Origin of the sequence: Oricola nitratireducens (genome assembly GCF_014904745.1) — a bacterium.
Classification (GTDB): domain Bacteria; phylum Pseudomonadota; class Alphaproteobacteria; order Rhizobiales; family Rhizobiaceae; genus Oricola; species Oricola nitratireducens.
Genome location: NZ_JACZCS010000048.1, coordinates 23,921 through 44,680, shown reverse-complemented (window position 1 = coordinate 44,680; position 20,760 = coordinate 23,921). Strand labels below are relative to the sequence as shown.

Below are 20,760 nucleotides of genomic sequence, written 5' to 3'. Positions count from 1 at the left end.
CTGGAACTGATTAATGGCCAAAGCCCCACGCGAGATCGACACGCTCACCCACGACGCTGCGCGGCGCATCAACGTACCGACTGCCGAAATGGCCTCGCTGTTCGAGCAGCAGCAGGAGATTCTCGGCGAAGGCGAACGTGAGATGGCAATCCCCCGCCCTCGCCCGCTGGCGAATGGCGAAACCCGCGATCGTGATCCGGACCTCGACCCGCAGATCGTCTGGAACGGCGCAAAGATCAGGATCACGAAGGAGCAAATGCGACAGCTTGCCGAGACGGGTGAGCTGGAGCTCGGCGATGCGCAACTCGTCTGGCGCGGCAAGGACCGCCAGGACTGGTCCGACCTCGTGGTCAATGCGCCGCCGATCTATGTGCAGGAGAAGGTTCACCCCAAGACGATTATTGATGATCTCAAGCGCCGCACCGAGACGCGGCGCGAGACGGAAATCGGCGCGCCGGACCTGTTCGCCGATTTTAACGGCCTGACCGATCCCGAGGCGCGTGCAGAGTTCTACCAGCATTCGCAGCACTGGACGAACCGCTTTATCCTAGGCGACAGCCTGCAGGTGATGGCGAGCCTTGCAGAGCGCGAGGCGATGAGGGGCAAGGTGCAATGCATCTACTTCGACCCGCCCTATGGCATCAAGTTCAATTCCAACTGGCAGGTCTCCACCCTGTCGCGCGACGTCAAGGACGGCAAGGCGGCCGACGTTTCGCGCGAGCCGGAACAGGTCAAAGCCTTCCGCGACACATGGAAGGACGGCATCCACTCCTACCTGACCTATCTGCGCGACCGGCTGATGGTGGCGCGCGAACTGCTGACCGAAAGCGGCTCCATCTTCGTTCAGATCGGCGACGAGAATGTCCACCGAGTTCGAGCGTTGATGGACGAGGTGTTTGGAGAGGAGAATTTTGTCAGTCAGATTGCGTTTCAGAAAACAAGTAGCGCCAACAGTCCGACGGGCAAGACGGCCACCCTACAAAACGTCTTCGACTACGTAATTTGGTTCGCAAAATCTGCAGAACGAATAAAAGCTCGCGATCTGTTCTTGGACAAGCGACGATCCGGTTCGTTCGATGCCGCTTATCGATTCATTCAACATGGCGACGGATATAGGCGGCCAATGTCGCGCGAAGAGCGTGACGGATTAGTCGAACTTCCTCGGGGCGCAAGGCGCTATCGCCAATCTGACCTTACAGCGCAGCAACCCACGACGATATATGATCTCGATCTTTTCGGAAGGAAGTTCAATCCTCACCCGCGCGGCTGGAGAACAACCCGGGCGGGAATGCTTCGTGCATTAAAAGCTGACCGCCTCGATTTGGTTGGAAAGACACCGATTTATGTGAACTACGAGGACGATTACCCAATCATTCGACTGGCAAATGTATGGTCGGATACGGTCATAGCTGGGTTTGCGTCGGACAAGCGGTATGTAGTCGAAACCACCGCAACGGTGATAGAACGTTGTGTCCTGATGTCTACCGACCCGGGCGACCTCGTGCTGGACCCAACCTGCGGCTCCGGCACGACTGCGACGGTGGCCGAGCAATGGGGTCGGCGCTGGATCACTATCGACACTTCGCGTGTGGCGCTGGCGCTGGCCCGCACCCGGCTGATGTCGGCGCGTTATTCCTACTACCATCTAGCCGATAGCCCGGAAGGCCGCGCGCAGGAGCAGAAGGTTTCGGGCAAAATCCAGACCGAAGCGCCGACTGTTGGTGATATCCGGCAGGGCTTCGTCTATGAGCGTGCGCCGCACATCACGCTGAAATCCATCGCCAACAATGCCGAGATCGACGTGATCTGGGAGCGCTGGCAGGAGGTGCTGGAGCCGCTGCGCGACAAGCTCAATGCGGCCATGCAGACCGCCTGGGAGGAATGGGAAATCCCGCGCGATCTCGATGCTTGGCTCGACAGCAAGCAGGGGCAGGGCAAGGCCGGCCTCGCCAATGCCGAGGCGCGCAAGCTGCACGCAAACTGGTGGGAAGGGAGAATCGCCCGTCAGAAGCAGATCGACGAGTCCATAGCCAGGGCGGCCGATGTCGAGACGCTCTACGACCGTCCCTATGAGGACAAGGGCAAGGTGCGCGTCGCCGGCCCATTCACGGTGGAAAGCCTGTCGCCACACCGAGTCATCGCCGCGCGCGACGATACGTTGGCTGACGAGATAAGGGCTGGCGAGGGCGGAATGCAGCCCGACCCGAAAAATGTGCCGGAAATGGATTTCGGCCAGATGGTGCTCGACCACCTCCGCTCCGCCGGCGTCCACCAGCAGGAGAAGCGCGATACGATCCAGTTCAACTCGGTCGATCCGTGGCCGGGCAACTGGCTGGCGGCGGAAGGCCGCTACACCGATGGCGACGGCCGCGAGAAGCGGGCCGGAATTCTGATCGGCCCGGAATTCGGAACGCTGACGCGCAGCCAGATCACCGCTGCAGCGCGAGAAGCCTCCGACGCCCGTTTCGACGCGCTGATCGCCTGTGCCTTCAATTTCGAGGCCCAAGCGAGCGACCTCAACCGGCTCGGCCCGCTGCCGATCCTGAAAGCCCGCATGAATCCCGACCTGCACATGGCCGAGGACCTGAAGAACACAGGCAAGGGCAACCTCTTCGTGGTCTTCGGCGAGCCGGACGTCGACCTGATCGAAACCGCAGACGGCGAGTTGCAGGTCAAGGTCAACGGCGTCGACATCTTCGACCCGTCGACCGGCGAAATCCGCTCCGACGATGTCAAGGGCATCGCCGCCTGGTTCATCGACACCGACTACAACGAGGAAAGCTTCTTCGTCCGCCACGCCTATTTCCTCGGCGCCAACGACCCCTACAAGTCGCTGAAGACCGCCTTGAAGGCCGAGATCGACCAGGAAGCGTGGGAGACGCTTTATTCCGACACCTCCCGACCGTTTCTGCGACCGGCCACGGGACGGATCGCGGTGAAGGTGATCAATCACTTCGGCGACGAAGTGTTGAAGGTATTTGGCGTGTGAGGGCGGGAATATGCGTACTGAACTAACAAAGATCTCAGCGGCGATAGAGATACAGGAGCTTCCAGTCTCTTTCGACGCCATTCTCGGAGACGCGTGGGACGCATCAAACGAGCGGTTTCACGTTCAAGAGACTTATATCATCGACTACAAGGAGACTGTTCCCGAAGAACTTGCACAAGGTTATGGTGCGGGTATCCTTCGGTTAGCGATTGCCTACCACAACTCGTTTGGCGGCATTATCGTGTTTGGTGTTCGGGACCGCGAGTTGTCTCTGGCTGGTATCCAGAGAAATTTCGATGTCGAATCCTTTAATCGAGCACTGAGCGATTTCACCGGTGCGACGATCGAATGTCTATGCAAGCAATATACCGTTCCGCTCAAGAGCGGTAATGAGAATATCTCAGTTCTTCTTGTTCCTCGACGAGGCAAGAATCCGCCGATCCGCCTTCGCCGAAAGCTCGATAAATATCCACAGAACATACTCTGGGTCCGCGACCGCCATGAAGTGGTTGAAGCCGGACCGCGCCACCTTGCTCAATTATACTCGGATCGCTCAGTCCTCCCTTCGGATATAGGAACTGAAGCCATCGGGCTCGTCCATAGATCCCTTCCTCCTTCTCCTGCAACAATCGAGAAGTTCGTAAACCGAGGTATCTTACTAGATCAGCTCTGGACCTGGTTTGTCTATTCAGACAACCCCCGCGTATATCTTCATGGACCTGGCGGGTCGGGAAAGAGTACTCTCGCTCACGAATTCGCGCGCCAACTAGCTGAGATTGGTAGTCAGGTAGTCTTTAAGGATGGCCATCGCCTCGACTATGTAATCTATATCTCCGGTAAAGAGTCTGAATTAGACCCACACAGCGGCCAGCAGCAACCATTCTTACGTAGGGATTTTTCCAACCTTGATGAACAGTTATCACAAATATTGCATCACTCAGGTATACGCAATATGGACGACGTCGACAGCGATAGCTCGTCTAGGGACGCAGACCTGCAAGAACTATTCGATAACTTCTCCGGCCTAATAGTAATAGACGACATCGATGCGATAAGTAGGCGAGGAATTGATACTGGGGAAGAGTTATTATTTTTTAAGGTAATGAAAGGTAATGGCCGTACAAAGATTCTATACACCCTCAGGCATCCGCCATCGCACGCCTTAAATAGTTCGATCGAAGTGCCGGGGCTAGATCCCGAAAGCGAATATTTCCCATTTCAATCTGAGTGTTGTGAATATTTTAGCGTGTCTGAACCGCCGCCGGAGAATACGCCCCATATAATGGACGTGACGAGCAGGCTACCTTTACTAATAGAAACACTCGTGGGGCTTCGCAAACATTGCAGCAACTACGTCGAGGCTATACAGTCATTTAGCGATAGAGGCGGAGAAGAGGCTCGCCGATATCTATACCAAAGAGAGTACGATCGCCTATCGACCCAGGGTAAGTCTCGATACGTGCTCGCTGGGCTGCACCTACTGGGCGAACCAATAACATTTTCAGCGTTCTGCGGGCTAACTCAGATGTCACCCGAGCATCTAAGAGAAGGGCTAAGCGAAGCGGGAAGTATATTTATCTCTCGCTCTGAAGATACCAGTGGTGAGACGCTTTATGAACTTACTCCCCCTTGTAGGCCGTTTATCGGCATCGTGTCCGAGCAGCTGCCTCATATAGGTGGCTTGAAAACCAGGGTCGACCATTTTCGGTCAGAGGGCCTAAAAGTTAGCCGAGAAGAAGCGGCAGTGATTGCAAGCATGGAAAGCCTTATCAAAACGAAATCGTATGAAGAGATCGTCCGAGTCGCAGCGAACTACTCGCAGCATGATCCAGTTGCGGTTAATCCAAGGGTGCAGTCCCTATTGGGGCAGGCCTATTCCGAGTTGGGGTCGGATTTTCGCGAGAGAGCTAGGTCCTGTTTCAAGCATGCGGAAGGACTGGGGTACCGCGACATATTTATGATGCGCCGATGGTTCAACATGGAACATTATTCAGGCTACGGTCAGACGGAGGCCGAGCGAATTTGTCGAGTGATGATTGATGACCCCAAGATCACTCAGCGTGCTAGGAGTGAGTTTTGGAGTAAGCTTGGCGCATGTGAGCTATCGAAGGCTCAGGCTGTGTCGAGTTCAAGTAACGACAAAGCTCTAATACATTTTAGGAATTCTATCGTCTGCTATTGCGAAGGTATGTGGGTCGGACAACGGTCGCCTGATTTCGATGCAAGTCTTGGTTTAGGCTGGGTTGAAAGGCCGCTTCGCGAGTTTGTCATGCGCGCTGGACGCGAAGTCGAACAATTTTTCATTCTGGTCGAGGACTTGGCTCGCAAGAAGCACGACGTGTTCCTGGACGCGGCGACGCTAATTTTTTCCTATCTGACACGCTCACCGGTTATCGCGGATGAAATGTTGCGCGCCCAAATTCGTGGCTTTGCGAACCGTGCCATTAGTGCAATTGGACGCGAGGTCAAGGGCGTCGACGAGAAGCCGGGGTTTACTTATGTACTTGAGGCTTTGAACACACTCAAAAAGTCGGTTTGATTGGTCGTGCCTACCATCCTCGCCGACAGCTTCACCGCATCGCTCGCCAAACTCGCCAATGACGAGCAGAAGCAGGTGCAATTGACCGCCTACACTCTGATGACCGAGCCTAACCGGCCGGGTCTTCAGTTTCACCGCATCGATAAATCGAAGGATTCGAATTTCTGGTCGGTGCGGGTGTCCCGCGACATCCGCATTATCGTCCACAAGACGGGCGCGAGCCTGATGCTGGCTTATGTCGACCATCACGATGACGCCTATGACTGGGCCGAGAGGCGAAGGATCGAAACCCATCCTAGAACCGGGGCGGTACAGATCGTCGAGGTGCGGGAATTAGTCGAGGAAGTCGCAGCTCCGTCAGAGCCGGAGCAGGTGGACATTCCATTCGATACCCCTTCTGCACAGGCAGCACCCACGCCGCCAATTTTTGCTAACCTCACGCAGGATGATCTGCTGTCGGTCGGTGTTCCGGAAGACTGGCTGGACGATGTTTCCGCGGTAGACGAGGATTCCTTTTTCACGTTGGCAGGCCGCTTGCCGCAGGAGGCGGCAGAGGCGTTGCTTGAATATGCGGCGACAGGAATCCTTCAACCGGCGGCCGCTCAAGTCGAAGACCCGATGGCGCATCCGGATACGATGCGACGGTTCCGAGTGCTGGAAGGACTGGACGAATTACAAGCGGCTCTTGATGCACCTTTTGAGAAATGGGCGGTGTTTCTGCATCCTTTGCAGCGCAGCGTCGTCGACCGCGACTATTCTGGCCCCGCCCGTGTGGCCGGCTCCGCCGGAACCGGTAAGACTGTCGTGGCGTTACACCGTGTCATACGGATCCTCCGCCGCGATCCACAGGCAAAGGTACTGTTGACCACTTTTTCCGACCCGCTGGCTGCCGCGCTTGAAACCAAGCTTGCGCTGCTCGCGGGCGGAGGTGATCCAGACGTTGCGAGCCGTGTCACCGTCGCGTCATTCCGCAGGATTGCCGAAGAACTTCATGCGCTGACGACAGGCCGAAAAGCTCACATCGCGGATCGGGATACCGTGCGCGGGATGATTGGGAAGGCGGCTCAGGCGGCGAATATCAACTCCTTCTCGCCGCGTTTCCTCATATCCGAATGGGAGAACGTCATCGACGCCTGGCGGATCGACAGTGCGGAAGCATATGCCGAGGTGCCGCGCATGGGTCGCAAGAACCGACTTGGACAGAAGCAGAGAGAGGGGCTGTGGCAAGTCTTTTCGCAGGTCCGCGAGGCACTGCGGCAACGCGCGTTGTTCACACCGGCGGCGCTGTTCGAGGCAGTAACGGAGATCTATTCTCGGCGTGACGAAAAGCCTTTCACGCACATCGTGGTTGACGAGGCGCAGGACCTAGGTGTGCCGGAACTGCGCTTTCTGGCCGCAATCGCTCCCGACAAGCCGGACGCGCTGTTCTTCGCGGGGGATATCGGCCAGCGCATCTTTCAGCAACCCTTCTCGTGGAAGGGTCTGGGAATCGATGTGCGCGGTCGTTCGCTCACGTTGAAGGTCAATTACCGCACCTCGCAGCAGATTAGGGTCGTGGCCGACCGACTGCTGCCCAGGACCATCCGTGACGTCGACGGCCTGGAGGACGATAGGCGCGGCACAGTGTCCGTGTTCGACGGTCTGGAGCCGGCTGTCATCGTGGCTGATGACGAGGATGGGGAAAAAGAAGCGGCGGCCGAATTCATCGGCGCCGCTCTCGCCGACGGCATAGCGCCGGAGGAGATCGCAATCTTCGTCCGCACTACGGAACAACTTCCCCGTGCCCGAGCAATCGCAAAGTCCGCTGGCCTCGCATTCCGCACTGTGGCGACGGGGGTGCAATCCGAGGACGCCGCTGCACTCGTAGGCGTGATGCATCTCGCGAAAGGTCTGGAGTTCCGTGCGGTTGCCGTCGTCGCGTGCGATGAAGGCGTCCTTCCGCTCGCCAGCCGCGTCGCCGATGTCGCCGATGAATTCGAACTCGACGAAGTCATTTCAACTGAAAGGCAGTTACTCTATGTGGCAGCGACCAGGGCGAGGGACCGCCTGTTCGTTTCAGGCGTGGCGCCGGGCTCCGAATATTTGGAAGAGATCACAATCTAATCAAGCACCACTCATTCGCCCCCATATGTTCTGGAGGCAGATGCTGACCGGCCAGTTCATTTGTCTGGACTGTCAGAAAAGTAGGACGCCCGCGCGTTTGGTAAGCGCGGCAGATACCGAAATTATACCTCGCGTCCGGTGACGCCGGGGGGTGAGAATGGCGGTTACTGTTGTTACTCGGTTTTTGTGTGAGCAAATCCGGTTGCCATCCAGATGATTATCCTACTCGCCAATCGCACGACTGGAACCGCAAGAATAACAATTAGGAGACCGGCTGCTGGCACCATGAACAAGGCTCCCCACGCAGCGGACCGTTGACTGGATAGATCATCCGGGATTCTTTCGAGATAAAATCCTTTTGGAAGATCGGGTAGCCCTTGTTGAGCCGGATCACACCGTTCAGGCGTAGCGAACGCTCCTCCACAGTTCAAAACGGGGTCCCACGAAGCTGGAAGAAAAACGCGTAGACCTACGGTCGTTGACGCGACACTCAATACACCGATGATCCAGAAGGTCGAAACAACAATCCACAACCTGATCAGGCCGCGTGTCCAATTGAGGCGCAGAATCTTTTCTGGCCATTTTGTCGATTCTGACGATGTCATCGAAAATGCCCCGCTACTGATTTGCGCGAAAATGTAACACCGCAAAATCGATGCGAAAAGCGCCAGTAGACAGTCAAGAAGGGGGGCAGAAAAGGGGGCACGCGTGGCGCAAGGCGGAAGATGCAGAAAAAATTACCTATTAATTCAATGCAATAGCCATCTTCTGATGGAGAAAATTGGTGGAGCCAAGCGGGATCGAACCGCTGACCTCCTGCATGCCATGCAGGCGCTCTCCCAGCTGAGCTATGGCCCCGACCGTATCCGCAATTCGCGCTGACTTGCGGATCGCGGTTCGATACATTCGCGCCGCGCCAAGATCAAGTCCCCGCGGCGCTCTTTTCGTCAGGTTTCGTCGTCGTCTCCGCCGGCGACATCGATGATGCCGGTCACATCGTCGTCGTCGTCGTCCTCGTCGTCGGCCAGGAAGGTATCGTCCTCGTCGTCGTCGATTTCGATCTCGTCATCGGTATTGTCGCCGAGATCGGGCAGGTTGTCCTCCTTGCTGGTGTCCTCTTCTTCCTCGGCATCCTCGAGCGAGACGACTTCGGCGTCTGCCGTATCGTCTTCTTCCTCGATTTCCGCCTCGGCTTCCACGACCTTCTCGACCTTTTCTTCGATGATTTCGGGCTTCGTGTCCTCGAAGAAAGACAGCGGATAGGTCTTGCCGGTATAGGGCGAGACGATCGGATCCTTGTTCAGATCGTAGAATTTGCGGCCCGTTTCAGGGCAGATGCGCTTGGTTCCAAGTTCCGGTTTTGCCACGGTCGCGTCCTTGTAAATCCTTGGGTTCCGTCTGATTTGGCGGCGGAACGGGGGCTCGTTTTTCCTGAAAAATATCGTCGGTCCATAACGACAAAGAAAATGCCTGTCAAAGGTCAATTCACGTTGCGCCGCCGCGATCTTCATTTGCGACAAGCAAGGTGATTTTGGTGATATCCTGTGTTAGGGCGCCGGTGACCGACAGCCATCCGTCACGCAGGCGCCACTTATGCCCCATTCCGTCTCCCTCAAACCCGCCGCCGCGCGGCGGTCCTCCGACCTGTCGGGGACCGTACGCATTCCCGGCGACAAGTCGATCTCGCACCGCGCCTTCATGCTCGGCGGGCTGGCCTCCGGCGAGACGCGCATCACCGGCCTGCTCGAGGGCGAGGACATCCTGGCGACCGGCAATGCGATGCGCGCCATGGGCGCCAATATACGCAAGGCTGGGGACGAATGGATCATCCACGGCACCGGCAACGGCTGCCTGCTGGAACCGGAAGACGTACTCGATTTCGGCAATGCCGGCACCGGCGTGCGCCTGACCATGGGCCTGGCCGGCACTTATGACATGCTGACGCGGTTCACCGGCGACGCTTCGCTCGTCAAGCGGCCGATGGGTCGCGTGCTCGATCCGCTGCGCCTGATGGGTGTGCAGGTCGAGGCGTCGGAGGGCGACCGCCTGCCGCTGACGCTGCATGGCCCGCGCACAGCCAATCCGATTACCTACCACGTGCCGATGGCCTCCGCGCAGGTCAAGTCGGCGGTCCTGCTTGCCGGCCTGAACGCACCCGGCATCACCACGGTGATCGAGACGGCGATGACGCGTGACCACACCGAGAAGATGTTGCAGGGCTTCGGTGCGGAACTGGAAATAGGCACCGAGGCCGACGGCGCGCGCCGCATCGGCATCGTCGGCCAGGGCCGTCTGACCGGCCAGACGATTGCGGTTCCCGGCGATCCGTCCTCGACAGCCTTTCCGCTCGTCGCTGCGCTGATTGTGCATGGCTCGGACATAACAATCGAAAATGTGCTGATGAACCCCACACGGACCGGCCTGATCACCACGCTTCTGGAGATGGGCGCGGTCATTGACATCATGAACGAGCGCCGGGCCGGCGGCGAAGATGTCGCGGACCTACGTGTGCGCACCTCGGATCTGAAGGGTGTCACCGTTCCCGCCGATCGCGCGCCGTCGATGATCGACGAATATCCGGTACTCGCCGTCGCGGCGAGTTTCGCCGAAGGCGAGACCGTGATGCCCGGCATCGAGGAATTGCGCGTCAAGGAAAGCGACCGGCTCGACGCTGTCGCGCGCGGCCTCGAACTGAACGGCGTCGATTGCACCGAGGGCCGGGACTGGCTGTCGGTCCGCGGCCATCCGGGCGGCAAGGGCCTCGGCGCGATGACGAAGGACGCCGTCGTCGAGACGCATCTCGATCACCGCATCGCCATGAGCTTCCTTGTCTTCGGCCTTGCGGCCGAGCATGGCGCATTCGTCGACGATGCGGCGATCATCGCGACCTCGTTTCCCGAGTTCATGGACTTGATGACCGGGCTCGGCGCGCAGATGGAATTTTTCGCATGACATTCACCATCGCCATCGACGGTCCGGCGGCGTCGGGCAAGGGAACGCTGGCGCGCCGGTTGGCGGCCCATTACGGCTTCCGCCATCTCGACACAGGGCTCACCTATCGCGCCGTCGCCAAGGCGATGCTCGACGCCGGCATGCCCCTTGATGACGAGGCTGCGGCGGTGGATGCAGCGCGCGCATTCGACATCGGCAACATGCAGCGCGACGTGCTCGCCGCGCACGAGATCGGCGAAGCGGCGTCCCGGATCGCGGTCATGCCGGGCGTCCGTCGTGTTCTGGTCGAGCGCCAGCGCGAATTCGCCACCCGCCCGCCCGGCACCGTTCTCGACGGTCGTGACATCGGCACGGTCGTCTGCCCGGATGCACCGGTGAAGCTCTTCGTGATCGCGTCTCCCGAGGTCCGTGCAAGGCGCCGGTACCACGAGATCCTCGGCAATGGCGGCGAGGCGGAGGAGCAGGCGATTCTCGCCGATATCGTCAAGCGCGACGAGCGCGACATGAACCGCGCCGACTCGCCCCTCAAGCCCGCGCGTGACGCACACTTGCTTGATACATCGGAAATGACTATAGAAGCGGCGTTCCGGGCAGCGAGACGCTTTGTCGACGCGGCCCTGGGCGAAAACAGCTAGCAACTTCCGAACTGCGGTCCCCGCGCCGGATTTTGGCCCGACAAGAGTTTTCAGGGCCGGATTGCCGTTTGGAGCAACGCAACACGAACCACCGGCGCTTGTGCCCGACGAAAAACTTTCCGGGCCCCAGGAGCATTAATGTCAGATATGAACCCCACCGTGGAGGACTTCGCGTCCCTCCTCGAAGCCTCTTTTGAAGACCACGACACCGCCGAAGGTTCGGTCGTCAAGGGAATCATCACGGCAATCGAAAAAGACATGGCGATTGTCGATGTCGGCCTCAAGGTCGAAGGCCGTATCGCGCTGAAGGAATTCGGCGCCAAGGCCAAGGACGGCACGCTGAAAGTCGGCGATACCGTCGAAGTCTATGTCGAGCGCGTTGAAAACGCCCTTGGCGAAGCCGTTCTCTCGCGCGAAAAAGCGCGCCGCGAGGAAAGCTGGGTCAAGCTCGAAGAGAAATTCAATAACGGCGAACGCGTCGAAGGCGTCATTTTCAACCAGGTCAAGGGCGGCTTCACCGTCGATCTGGACGGTGCCGTGGCCTTCCTGCCGCGTTCCCAGGTCGATATCCGCCCCGTGCGCGACGTCACCCCGCTGATGCACAACCCGCAGCCCTTCGAAATCCTCAAGATGGACAAGCGCCGCGGTAACATCGTCGTTTCCCGCCGCACCGTTCTCGAAGAGAGCCGTGCCGAGCAGCGCTCTGAAATCGTCCAGAACCTTGAAGAGGGCCAGACGGTCGAGGGCGTGGTCAAGAACATCACCGATTACGGTGCGTTCGTCGATCTCGGCGGCATCGACGGCCTGCTGCATGTCACCGACATGGCATGGCGCCGCGTCAACCATCCGTCGGAAATCCTGTCGATCGGCCAGACCGTCAAGGTCCAGATCATCCGCATCAACCAGGAAACCCACCGTATCTCGCTCGGCATGAAGCAGCTTCAGGCCGACCCGTGGGATGGCATCGGCACCAATTATCCGGTTGGCAAGAAGATCAAGGGCACGGTCACGAACATCACCGACTACGGTGCATTCGTCGAGATCGAGCCGGGCATCGAGGGCCTGATCCACGTCTCCGAAATGTCCTGGACGAAGAAGAACGTCCATCCGGGCAAGATCCTGTCCACGTCGCAGGAAGTCGAAGTCGTCGTCCTCGAGGTCGATCCGGCCAAGCGCCGTATTTCGCTCGGCCTCAAGCAGACGCTGGAAAATCCGTGGGAAGCTTTCGCGCAGACCCATCCCACCGGGTCCGTCGTCGAAGGCGAGGTCAAGAACAAGACCGAGTTCGGTCTGTTCATCGGTCTCGACGGCGACGTCGACGGCATGGTGCACCTGTCCGACCTCGACTGGAACATGCCGGGCGAACAGGCCATCGAGACCTACAACAAGGGCGACATGGTCAAGGCCGTTGTGCTTGACGTCGATGTCGAGAAGGAACGCATCTCGCTCGGCATCAAGCAGCTTGGCCGCGATGCGATCGGCGAAGCCGCCGCTTCCGGCGATCTGCGCAAGGGTGCGGTCGTTACCGCGGAAGTCACCGGTGTCACCGATGGCGGTCTCGAGGTGAAGCTGGTCGACCACGACCTCGACACCTTCATCCGTCGCTCGGATCTCTCGCGCGACCGCGACGAGCAGCGTCCGGAACGCTTCGCTGTCGGCCAGAAGGTCGATGCCCGCGTCATCTCCTTCGACAAGAAGACGCGCCGCATCCAGGTCTCGATCAAGGCCCTGGAAATCGCCGAAGAGAAGGAAGCCGTCGCGCAGTTCGGTTCGACCGATGCCGGCGCATCGCTCGGCGACATTCTCGGCGCAGCGCTGAAGAACCGCGAAGGCAACTAAGCCCGAGCGCCTGAACGATCGAAACCCGCCGGACGGCCGCGTCCGGCGGGTTTTTTTTCGCCTTGGCGTTGACCTTTTTTGCGGCGCACCCGATTTTCCGGACGAGATACTCAACGGACAGGCTATGCGTCCGCCGCGCACACTTGCATCGCAACGCCGCACGCAAGCGGAAAAGAACTTCGACGCTTTCGGCTACGAGGCGATGGCGGAGACCGCCGCCGCGCTCGGGCGCATTGGGCGCAAGCTGGAAGATGCATTGGAGGCGCTGCGCCGCCATGACGCGACGCCCGGCTCCAACCGCAATCGTGACGACCTCCTGCAGGAAGCGGCCGATTGCGCCTGGGTGCTGTTCATCCAGCGGGACTACCTTGGTTTGAAGACCGATCATCACCTGCTGGAGACCTACGACATTCCGCGTGAGGTCATGGTTCGCGTCGGCATAGTCGGAAAAACACGCGCCGGGGGTTGAACGCGGCCGTAGTTCAGGGGGGTACGTTCATGCGATTTGTGATCTTTGGGGTAGGCGCCATCGGCGGCGGTCTGGCGGCCAGCTTGGCCCTTGCGGGCTACGACGTCGTGGGAATTGCGCGTGGCGCCCAGCTCGATGCGATCCAGCGGAACGGGTTACGGGTCCGCACGCCGGTCAGCGACGATACCGTCAGGTTTCCCTGTGTCGGTGCTCCCGACGAGATTTCTTTCCGGCCCGACGACGTCATCTTCCTGACGATGAAGACGCAGGACACGAAAGCGGCGCTCGAAAGCCTCGAAAGATGTGGGGTCAGGCGCCAGGCGATCGTCTGCGCCCAGAACGGCATCGAAAACGAGCGCCTGGCCCTGCGGCTGTTCGAAAACGTCTATGCCGCGGTGGTCATGATGCCGGCGGACTTCGTCAAGCCGGGCGAAGTCGTGGTCAATTGCGGGCCGAAACTGGGTGTCTTCAACATCGGCCGCTATCCGAAGGGTATCGATTCAACGACCCGGGAGATTTGCATGGCCCTGGACGGTGCCGGCTTTGCGGGTTTCCCGGAGGCCGATGTCATGCCGGGCAAGTACGGGAAACTGCTGATGAACCTGTCGAACGTCCTGGACGCGGCGGCGGGCGAAGCCGCCCGCAAGTCGCCATTGGCCGATGCGGCCCGCGCGGAGGCTGAAACGGTGCTGGAAACCGCCGGCATTCCTTATACAAAGGGGTTCCGCCACGACGACCTGATGCAGATCACGCCGGTCAATGGGGCGCCGCGCACGGGCTCCTCGTCGGCACAGAGCCTTGTCCGCAAGGCAGGATCCATCGAAACCGGCTATCTCAACGGGGAGATCGTTCTGCTTGGCCGTCTGCATGGCGTCCCGGTTCCGGTGAACGGCTTCCTGTGCGATCTCGGCCGCCGCCTGGTTGCCGAGGGGGTCGAACCGGGCAGCCTGTCACTCGCGGAGGTGCAGGATGCCCACGAAAAGTATTAGAAGGTCTGAGTGTTTCACCGCTCAGGCGGGCTGCAATTCCGCAGCGATCCATTCCGAAAGCGCGTCGTGGCTGTCGAGCACCATGTCGGCGCCTGCCTCTTCGAGCATGATGTCGTGGCCTTTCCTGCAATGGCTGCCGCCGGTGAAGCCGATAACGAAATGGCCGGCAGCTTTGCCGCCGCGCACGCCGTTGACGCTGTCCTCGATGACAATGCAGTCGCCATCGTCATGCCCCATGGCTTGCGCCGCGTGCAAGAACAGGTCCGGCGCGGGCTTGCCGTGTTCCACCATGTCGCCGGAAAAGACCCCGTCGCCGAAGAACCGTGAGAAATCCACCAGATCCAGCTTCCGGTGCAGGAAGGCCAATTGCGTGCTCGACGCGACGCAGCGTGCGCAGCCAAGGCTTTCCAGCATCGCTTCCGCGCCTTCCACCGGCTTCAGCTCTTCCGCGACACGGCGCCGCGATTCCGCCTTCAATTGCTCGAAACCCGTGTCGAGAAGCGGCTCTCCGGTCTCCCTGAGGATGAGACCGGCATATTTGATGCGCCATTCCGCTGGCCCGAGCGCCATGAACTCGCGCATGTACCAGGGCCGCTCGACCTTCACGCCGAGCTCGCGCAGATACGCCATTTCGACATCGAGATAGATAGCCTCGCTGTCGATCAGGACGCCGTCGCAATCGAAAATAAGAAGCGGCGATGCCACGAACCGTGCCTCAGCTATGCGAGAAGATGTCTTCTTCGGGCCAACCCATCAGGTCGAGGTCGGCGCGTGTCGGCAGGAAGCGGAAACAGGCATCCGCCTGCTTGACGCGACCTTCGCGCTCCAGCCTCTCTTTCAGCACCGCCATCAGCGCGTGCAGGTGCAAAACGTCGGAGGCGGCATATTCCAGTTGTGCGTCCGTTAATTGTTCGGCGCCCCAGTCGGAGGATTGCTGCTGCTTCGAGATATCGACGCCGAGCAACTCGCGGCAGATGTCCTTCAGCCCGTGCCGGTCGGTGTAGGTGCGGGTCAGCCGCGACGCGATCTTGGTGCAGAACACCGGATTCGTCGTCACGCCGAAGGCGTGTTTGAGAACCGCGATGTCGAACCGGCCGAAATGGAAGATCTTGGTCTTCTTGTTGTCGCGCAGCAATTTCACCAGGTTCGGCGCCTTTTTCTGATCCTTGGCGATCTGGACAACGTCCGCCGTTCCGTCGCCCGGCGAAAGCTGCACGACGCATAGCCGGTCGCGGTGTGGATTGAGCCCGAGTGTCTCTGTGTCGATGGCGACGGAGTCGCCGTAGTGCGCGAGCGCCTCCTCTGACAGGTCGCCCTCGTGCAAACGGATCGTGTTGTCGGCCATGCGCCACCTCTGCAAATCGCTTCGTTGCGCGTTCTAGAGCGTTTTCTCCGAGAATGAAACGCCCCTGTACGGCCCTTGCCGTGTCGTTGCGGCAACGCCGGACAGGCAATATGCCATCGGCTTATCATTCGGGTTGCGGACCGCAGGGCGATGAACGATATAATCGGTTAAATCCACTTTGGCCTCCCAGGACCAAATCCAGACAGTTTTGCTTGCTTATTTGCCGTGACCGGCAGGGGATAGACCATGACAGACGCCGACTTGCGCGAAAGCATGTTGCAGCACTTGAAATACTCGCTCGGCAAGGATCCCGGGCACGCCCACATCTATGACTGGCGCGTGGCGCTGTCGCTTGCCGTGCGCGACCATATCGTCGATCCCTGGTTCAAGGCGACTCGCGCGACCTATGCCGGCCAGCACAAGCGCGTCTATTACCTGTCGATGGAATTTCTGATCGGCCGCCTGCTGGAAGACGCGATCGTCAATCTCGGCCTGCTCGAACAGGCGAAATCCGTCTTCGACGGCTTCGACGTGTCCTTTGACGAGGTGCTGGAAAACGAGCCCGATGCCGCGCTCGGCAATGGCGGTCTCGGCCGGCTCGCCGCCTGCTTTCTCGATTCGCTATCCACCGTCGCCTGCCCGGCCCATGGCTACGGCATCCGCTACGAGCACGGGCTGTTCCGCCAGCGTTTCGTCGACGGCCGCCAGGTCGAGGAACCGGAGACATGGCTGACCGGCAGGCACACCTGGGAATTCGAGCGACCCGAATGCGCTTTCGAAATCGGTTTTGGCGGTCCCGTCATGGAATCCGGCCGCAAAGCCTTGTGGCAACCCGAGGAGCGCGTGATCGCGGCCGCACACGACACGCCGATCATTGGATGGCGGGGAAACTGGGCCAACACGCTTCGCCTGTGGAGCGCGCAATCGACCCGCGTCTTCGACCTGGAGCGTTTCAACCGCGGCGAATATGCCGCCGCCGCCGAGCCGGAAGCGCTTGCGCGCACCATCTCGCGCGTGCTCTATCCCGACGACACCACCGAGCAGGGCAAGGCGCTGCGCCTGAAGCAGGAATACTTCTTCACCGCCGCTTCGCTGCGCGACATCCTGCGCCGGTTCCTGTCCGAATATGACGATCTGCGCAAGCTGCCGCACAAGGCGGCGATACAGCTCAACGACACCCATCCGGCGATTGCCGGGCCGGAGCTCGTTCGCCTCCTCCACGACGAAAAGGACATCGATTTCGAGGACTCCGTCGAGATCGCCCGCGCCTGCCTGTCCTACACCAACCACACGCTGATGCCGGAAGCGCTGGAGCGCTGGTCGGAAGGGTTGATGGGCGCGCTGTTGCCGCGTCACCTGCAACTGATCGAGCGCATCGACGAATTGCATGCCCGCCAGAATCCGAGCCGCAAGGTGACGGTCATCGAGAACGGCAGCGTCAAGATGGGCGAACTGTCCTTCGTCATGGCGCATCGCATCAACGGCGTTTCCGCGCTTCACACCGACCTGATGAAGCAGACGGTCTTCGCCGAGTTGAACCGCCTGCATCCCGAGCGCATCGTCAACGAGACCAACGGCGTCACCCCGCGGCGCTGGCTGCTGTCGTGCAATCCAGTGCTGAGCAGCCTGATCGACAAGACCATCGGCAACGACTGGGTCGGCCATCTCGAGCGCCTGTCGGAACTGGAGCCGCATGTCGATGACACCGGTTTCCGTGACGCATTTGCCGACGCGAAAGCGAAGAACAAGGCCGGACTGGCACATTTCGTGCGCGATACCGAGGGGTTGCAACTCGATCCTGAGGCCATGTTCGACATCCAGATCAAACGTATCCACGAGTACAAGCGCCAGCATCTGAACATCCTCGAGACCATCGCGCTGTGGCGCGCCATCCGCGACAATCCGAACGCGGACTGGTCGCCGCGCGTCAAGATTTTCGCGGGCAAGGCCGCGCCGGGCTACGTCTTCGCCAAGAAGATCATCCACCTGATCAACGACGTGGCGCGGATCATCAACGCCGATCCCGTAACCTCGAAACTGCTCAAGGTGGTCTATCTGCCCAACTACAACGTCACGCTTGCCGAGCGGCTGATTCCGGCCGCTGACCTGTCAGAGCAGATATCGACGGCCGGCAAGGAGGCGTCCGGCACCGGCAACATGAAATTCGCGCTCAACGGCGCGCTGACCATCGGCACGCTCGACGGCGCCAATGTCGAGATCCGCGAATGCGTCGGCGCCGATAACTTCTTCCTCTTCGGCATGACCGCGCCGGAAGTGGTCGCGCGCCGCGCGGTTCCCGACCATGCCCGCAAGGCGATCGACGCCAGCCCCGAACTGGCCGGTGCCATTGCCGATATCGAGCGCGGCGTCTTTTCGCCGGGAGACCCGGGCCGCTATGCCGACATCGCCGAGAACCTGCGCTGGTCGGACTACTTCCTCGTCTGTTCCGACTTCCAGGCCTATTACGACAAGCAGCGTGAGGTCGACCAGGTTTTCAGGGATCGCGATCGCTGGATGCGCATGGCCGCATTGAATACGGCGCGTACCGGCTGGTTCTCGTCCGACCGCACGATCCGCGGCTACATGGCGGATATCTGGTCAGCCCATTCCGTCACATAACTGTAACCGATTGCGCCGCGTTTCGCTGTTGCTATTCGGCGACAAGCGAATACGCTGGCCCCATGAAGGCCGCGAAACCGATCGACAAGCTTGTTCCTCCGGCCGTGGCGCGGCAAATCGCCGATGGCACGCATGACGATCCGTTCGCGGTCCTCGGCCCGCATGAAATCGGTAAGAAAACCTGGCTCGTCGCCTATGATCCGGGCGCCGATTCGCTGTCGGCGGAGATCGACGGCGCCATGGCGGAGCTTTCGCCGGTGCCCGATGTCCCGTCCGTTTTTTTCGGCGAGATTCCCGGCCGCAAGCCGTACCGCCTGCATGGCTCCGCGAACGGCCAGACATGGGATTATGACGATCCCTACCGCTTCGGCCCGGTCATCGGCGAGATGGACGAGTATCTGATCGGAGAGGGCACGCATCGCCGATTGTGGGCGGTCCTCGGTGCGCATTTGATGACGCACGAAGGCACCCGCGGCACGCATTTCGCGGTATGGGCCCCGAACGCAAGGCGCGTATCCGTTGTCGGCGATTTCAACTGGTGGGACGGAAGGCGCCATGTCATGCGCCGCCGCGGATCGACGGGCGTCTGGGAAATCTTCATTCCCGAGGTCGGCGAGGGCGCTCGTTACAAGTACCGTATCGTTGGACCCGACGGCGCGGTGCAGCCGCTGAAGGCGGATCCGATCGGGTTCGGCGCCGAACATCCGCCCCATACGGCTTCGATCGTGCGCGACATTTCCGGTTTTGGCTGGAAAGACGGCCCCTGGATGGGCGACCGTACCGGCAGGAACGCCCACACGGCGCCGATCACCATTTACGAAGTCCATCTCGGCTCCTGGAAACGCCGTCATGACGAGGACAACCGCATGATCTCCTACAGGGAGGCGGCGATTGAACTCGTCGACTATGTCCACGACATGGGCTTCACCCATATCGAGTTCCTGCCGCTCAGCGAGCATCCATTCGACGGGTCTTGGGGCTACCAGCCGGTCGGCCTGTACGCGCCGACGATCCGCCACGGTCCGCCACACGAGTTCCGCGATCTCATCGAGGCGGCGCACGACAAGGGCATCGGCGTCATCCTCGACTGGGTGCCCGGCCATTTCCCGACCGACGCGCACGGTCTGGCGCATTTCGACGGCACGCCGCTCTACGAGCACGCCGACCCGCGCGAGGGCTTCCACAAGGACTGGAACACGCTGATCTTCAATTACGGGCGTGTCGAGGTTGCCAACTACCTGATCTCGAACGCGCTCTACTGGCTTGAGGAATACCACGTCGACGGCCTGCGGGTGGATGCCGTGGCCTCGATGCTCTACCGCGACTATTCGCGCAAGGAGGGCGAGTGGATCCCCAATGTTCATGGCGGGCGTGAAAACCTCGAAGCCATCTCGATGCTTCAGCGCATGAACACCACCGTCTATGGTGAGGTCTCGGGCATCATGACCGCCGCCGAGGAGAGCACGAGCTATCCCGGCGTTTCGCGTCCGGTCGACACAGGCGGCCTCGGCTTTGGCTACAAGTGGAACATGGGCTGGATGAACGACACGCTGGACTACATCAAGCGCGAGCCCATCCACCGCAGGTACCATCATCACCAGATGACCTTCGGGCTCCACTACGCCTTTTCGGAAAACTTCATCCTGCCGATCAGTCACGACGAGGTCGTGCACGGCAAGGGGTCGATGCTCGGCCGTATGCCCGGCAACGACTGGGAGCGTTTCGCCAATCTGCGCGCCTATTACGGCTTCATGTGGGGGCATCCCGGCAAGAAGTTGCTCTTCATGGGCTGCGAATTCGGTCAGCCGTCGGAATGGAGCCAGGCCGGCGAGGTCGACTGGGATGCGGCGTCACGTCCCGCCCATCATGGTGTGCAGCGGCTGGTCCGCGATCTGAATACGCTCTACCGTGCGACACCGGCGCTTCATGTTAAGGATTGCGACAGTGACGGTTTCCAGTGGATCGAGGCCAATGATGCCGACGGTTCCATTTTTGCCTGGATCAGGCGCGGCGGGCCGGACGATCCGCCGGTGGTCGTGATATGCAATTTCACTCCGGTTGAACGGCGCGACTGGCGTTGCGGTCTCCCGTTGCAGGGAAAGTGGCGCGAGGCGCTCAACACCGACGCAGGCATCTACGGCGGCGGCAATCGCGGCAATATGGGCGACGTCACGGCGACGGCCCGGGGTCGCCATGGCCAGCCGGCCTCGGCGCCGGTGACACTGCCGCCGCTTTCGGCCGTTTTCTTGACCTATGACGGGCAGACCTAGGGAGGAGAAGC

13 protein-coding genes and 1 tRNA gene are annotated in these 20,760 nt (G+C 60.2%); 10 read left to right on the top strand and 4 right to left on the bottom strand.

What is annotated here, in order from left to right; all coding sequences use genetic code 11:
• The first annotated feature begins 13 nt into the window (after positions 1–13).
• Genes IG169_RS20070 through IG169_RS20060 form a run of 3 tightly spaced genes read left to right on the top strand, consistent with a single transcriptional unit; the run spans position 14 to position 7,631 of the window.
• Positions 14–2,989: a site-specific DNA-methyltransferase gene (locus IG169_RS20070; protein WP_193178044.1), complete on the top strand. Its 2,976-nt coding sequence runs from the start codon at positions 14–16 to the stop codon at positions 2,987–2,989.
• 10 nt (positions 2,990–2,999) lie between these two features.
• On the top strand, positions 3,000–5,528 hold the full coding sequence (locus IG169_RS20065) for a hypothetical protein (RefSeq protein ID WP_193178043.1): 2,529 nt from the start codon (positions 3,000–3,002) through the stop codon (positions 5,526–5,528).
• Between the two features lie 6 nt (positions 5,529–5,534).
• Positions 5,535–7,631 (top strand): 3'-5' exonuclease, encoded by a 2,097-nt coding sequence (locus IG169_RS20060; RefSeq protein WP_193178042.1) that lies wholly within the window; start codon positions 5,535–5,537, stop codon positions 7,629–7,631.
• Positions 7,632–8,413: 782 nt separating this feature from the next.
• Here IG169_RS20060 and IG169_RS20055 read toward each other — a convergent pair.
• Together IG169_RS20055 and IG169_RS20050 are read right to left on the bottom strand one after the other, a co-directional pair.
• Positions 8,414–8,489 (bottom strand) — tRNA-Ala (locus IG169_RS20055).
• Positions 8,490–8,578: 89 nt separating this feature from the next.
• Positions 8,579–8,998, bottom strand: a complete 420-nt coding sequence (locus IG169_RS20050) for a TIGR02300 family protein (protein WP_193178041.1) — start codon at positions 8,996–8,998, stop codon at positions 8,579–8,581.
• A 226-nt stretch (positions 8,999–9,224) separates the two neighbouring features.
• Between IG169_RS20050 and aroA the strand changes: the two genes are divergently transcribed.
• The 5 genes from aroA (at position 9,225) to IG169_RS20025 (ending at position 14,515) form a co-directional block, all read left to right on the top strand.
• Complete coding sequence (gene aroA, locus IG169_RS20045) at positions 9,225–10,583, top strand: 3-phosphoshikimate 1-carboxyvinyltransferase (protein ID WP_193178040.1); 1,359 nt, start codon at positions 9,225–9,227, stop codon at positions 10,581–10,583.
• Positions 10,571–11,218, top strand: coding sequence for a (d)CMP kinase (gene cmk, locus IG169_RS20040; protein ID WP_193178132.1), 648 nt, complete (start codon positions 10,571–10,573; stop codon positions 11,216–11,218). Before aroA ends, cmk begins: the two co-directional genes overlap by 13 nt.
• Before the next feature lie 138 nt (positions 11,219–11,356).
• A complete protein-coding gene (gene rpsA, locus IG169_RS20035; RefSeq protein WP_193178039.1) occupies positions 11,357–13,057 on the top strand; it encodes a 30S ribosomal protein S1 in 1,701 nt (566 codons plus the stop codon).
• A 124-nt stretch (positions 13,058–13,181) separates the two neighbouring features.
• The gene (locus IG169_RS20030; protein ID WP_193178038.1) at positions 13,182–13,526 is read left to right on the top strand and encodes a DUF6665 family protein; all 345 of its coding nucleotides are present in this window, start codon (positions 13,182–13,184) and stop codon (positions 13,524–13,526) included.
• 29 nt (positions 13,527–13,555) lie between these two features.
• Positions 13,556–14,515, top strand: coding sequence for a ketopantoate reductase family protein (locus tag IG169_RS20025; RefSeq protein WP_193178037.1), 960 nt, complete (start codon positions 13,556–13,558; stop codon positions 14,513–14,515).
• Positions 14,516–14,536: 21 nt separating this feature from the next.
• Here the strand turns inward: IG169_RS20025 and IG169_RS20020 are convergent, their stop codons facing one another.
• Positions 14,537–15,220: an HAD-IA family hydrolase gene (locus IG169_RS20020; RefSeq protein WP_193178036.1), complete on the bottom strand. Its 684-nt coding sequence runs from the start codon at positions 15,218–15,220 to the stop codon at positions 14,537–14,539.
• 10 nt (positions 15,221–15,230) lie between these two features.
• On the bottom strand, positions 15,231–15,860 hold the full coding sequence (locus IG169_RS20015; RefSeq protein ID WP_193178035.1) for a ribonuclease D: 630 nt from the start codon (positions 15,858–15,860) through the stop codon (positions 15,231–15,233).
• 246 nt (positions 15,861–16,106) lie between these two features.
• Here IG169_RS20015 and IG169_RS20010 point away from each other — a divergent pair, with 246 nt between their 5' ends.
• Positions 16,107–18,479 (top strand): glycogen/starch/alpha-glucan phosphorylase, encoded by a 2,373-nt coding sequence (locus IG169_RS20010; protein WP_193178034.1) that lies wholly within the window; start codon positions 16,107–16,109, stop codon positions 18,477–18,479.
• Positions 18,480–18,541: 62 nt separating this feature from the next.
• Complete coding sequence (glgB, locus tag IG169_RS20005; RefSeq protein WP_193178033.1) at positions 18,542–20,749, top strand: 1,4-alpha-glucan branching protein GlgB; 2,208 nt, start codon at positions 18,542–18,544, stop codon at positions 20,747–20,749.
• Positions 20,750–20,760: the final 11 nt, after the last annotated feature.

Bases quoted from the DNA above. Each gene is read 5' to 3' on its own strand.
- IG169_RS20070 (WP_193178044.1), top strand. From the start codon at position 14: ATGGCCAAAGCCCCACGCGAGATCGACACGCTCACCCACGACGCTGCG.
- IG169_RS20065 (WP_193178043.1), top strand. From the start codon at position 3,000: ATGCGTACTGAACTAACAAAGATCTCAGCGGCGATAGAGATACAGGAG.
- aroA (WP_193178040.1), top strand. From the start codon at position 9,225: ATGCCCCATTCCGTCTCCCTCAAACCCGCCGCCGCGCGGCGGTCCTCC.
- rpsA (WP_193178039.1), top strand. From the start codon at position 11,357: ATGTCAGATATGAACCCCACCGTGGAGGACTTCGCGTCCCTCCTCGAA.
- IG169_RS20030 (WP_193178038.1), top strand. From the start codon at position 13,182: ATGCGTCCGCCGCGCACACTTGCATCGCAACGCCGCACGCAAGCGGAA.
- IG169_RS20025 (WP_193178037.1), top strand. From the start codon at position 13,556: ATGCGATTTGTGATCTTTGGGGTAGGCGCCATCGGCGGCGGTCTGGCG.
- IG169_RS20015 (WP_193178035.1), bottom strand. From the start codon at position 15,860: ATGGCCGACAACACGATCCGTTTGCACGAGGGCGACCTGTCAGAGGAG.
- IG169_RS20010 (WP_193178034.1), top strand. From the start codon at position 16,107: ATGACAGACGCCGACTTGCGCGAAAGCATGTTGCAGCACTTGAAATAC.
- glgB (WP_193178033.1), top strand. From the start codon at position 18,542: ATGAAGGCCGCGAAACCGATCGACAAGCTTGTTCCTCCGGCCGTGGCG.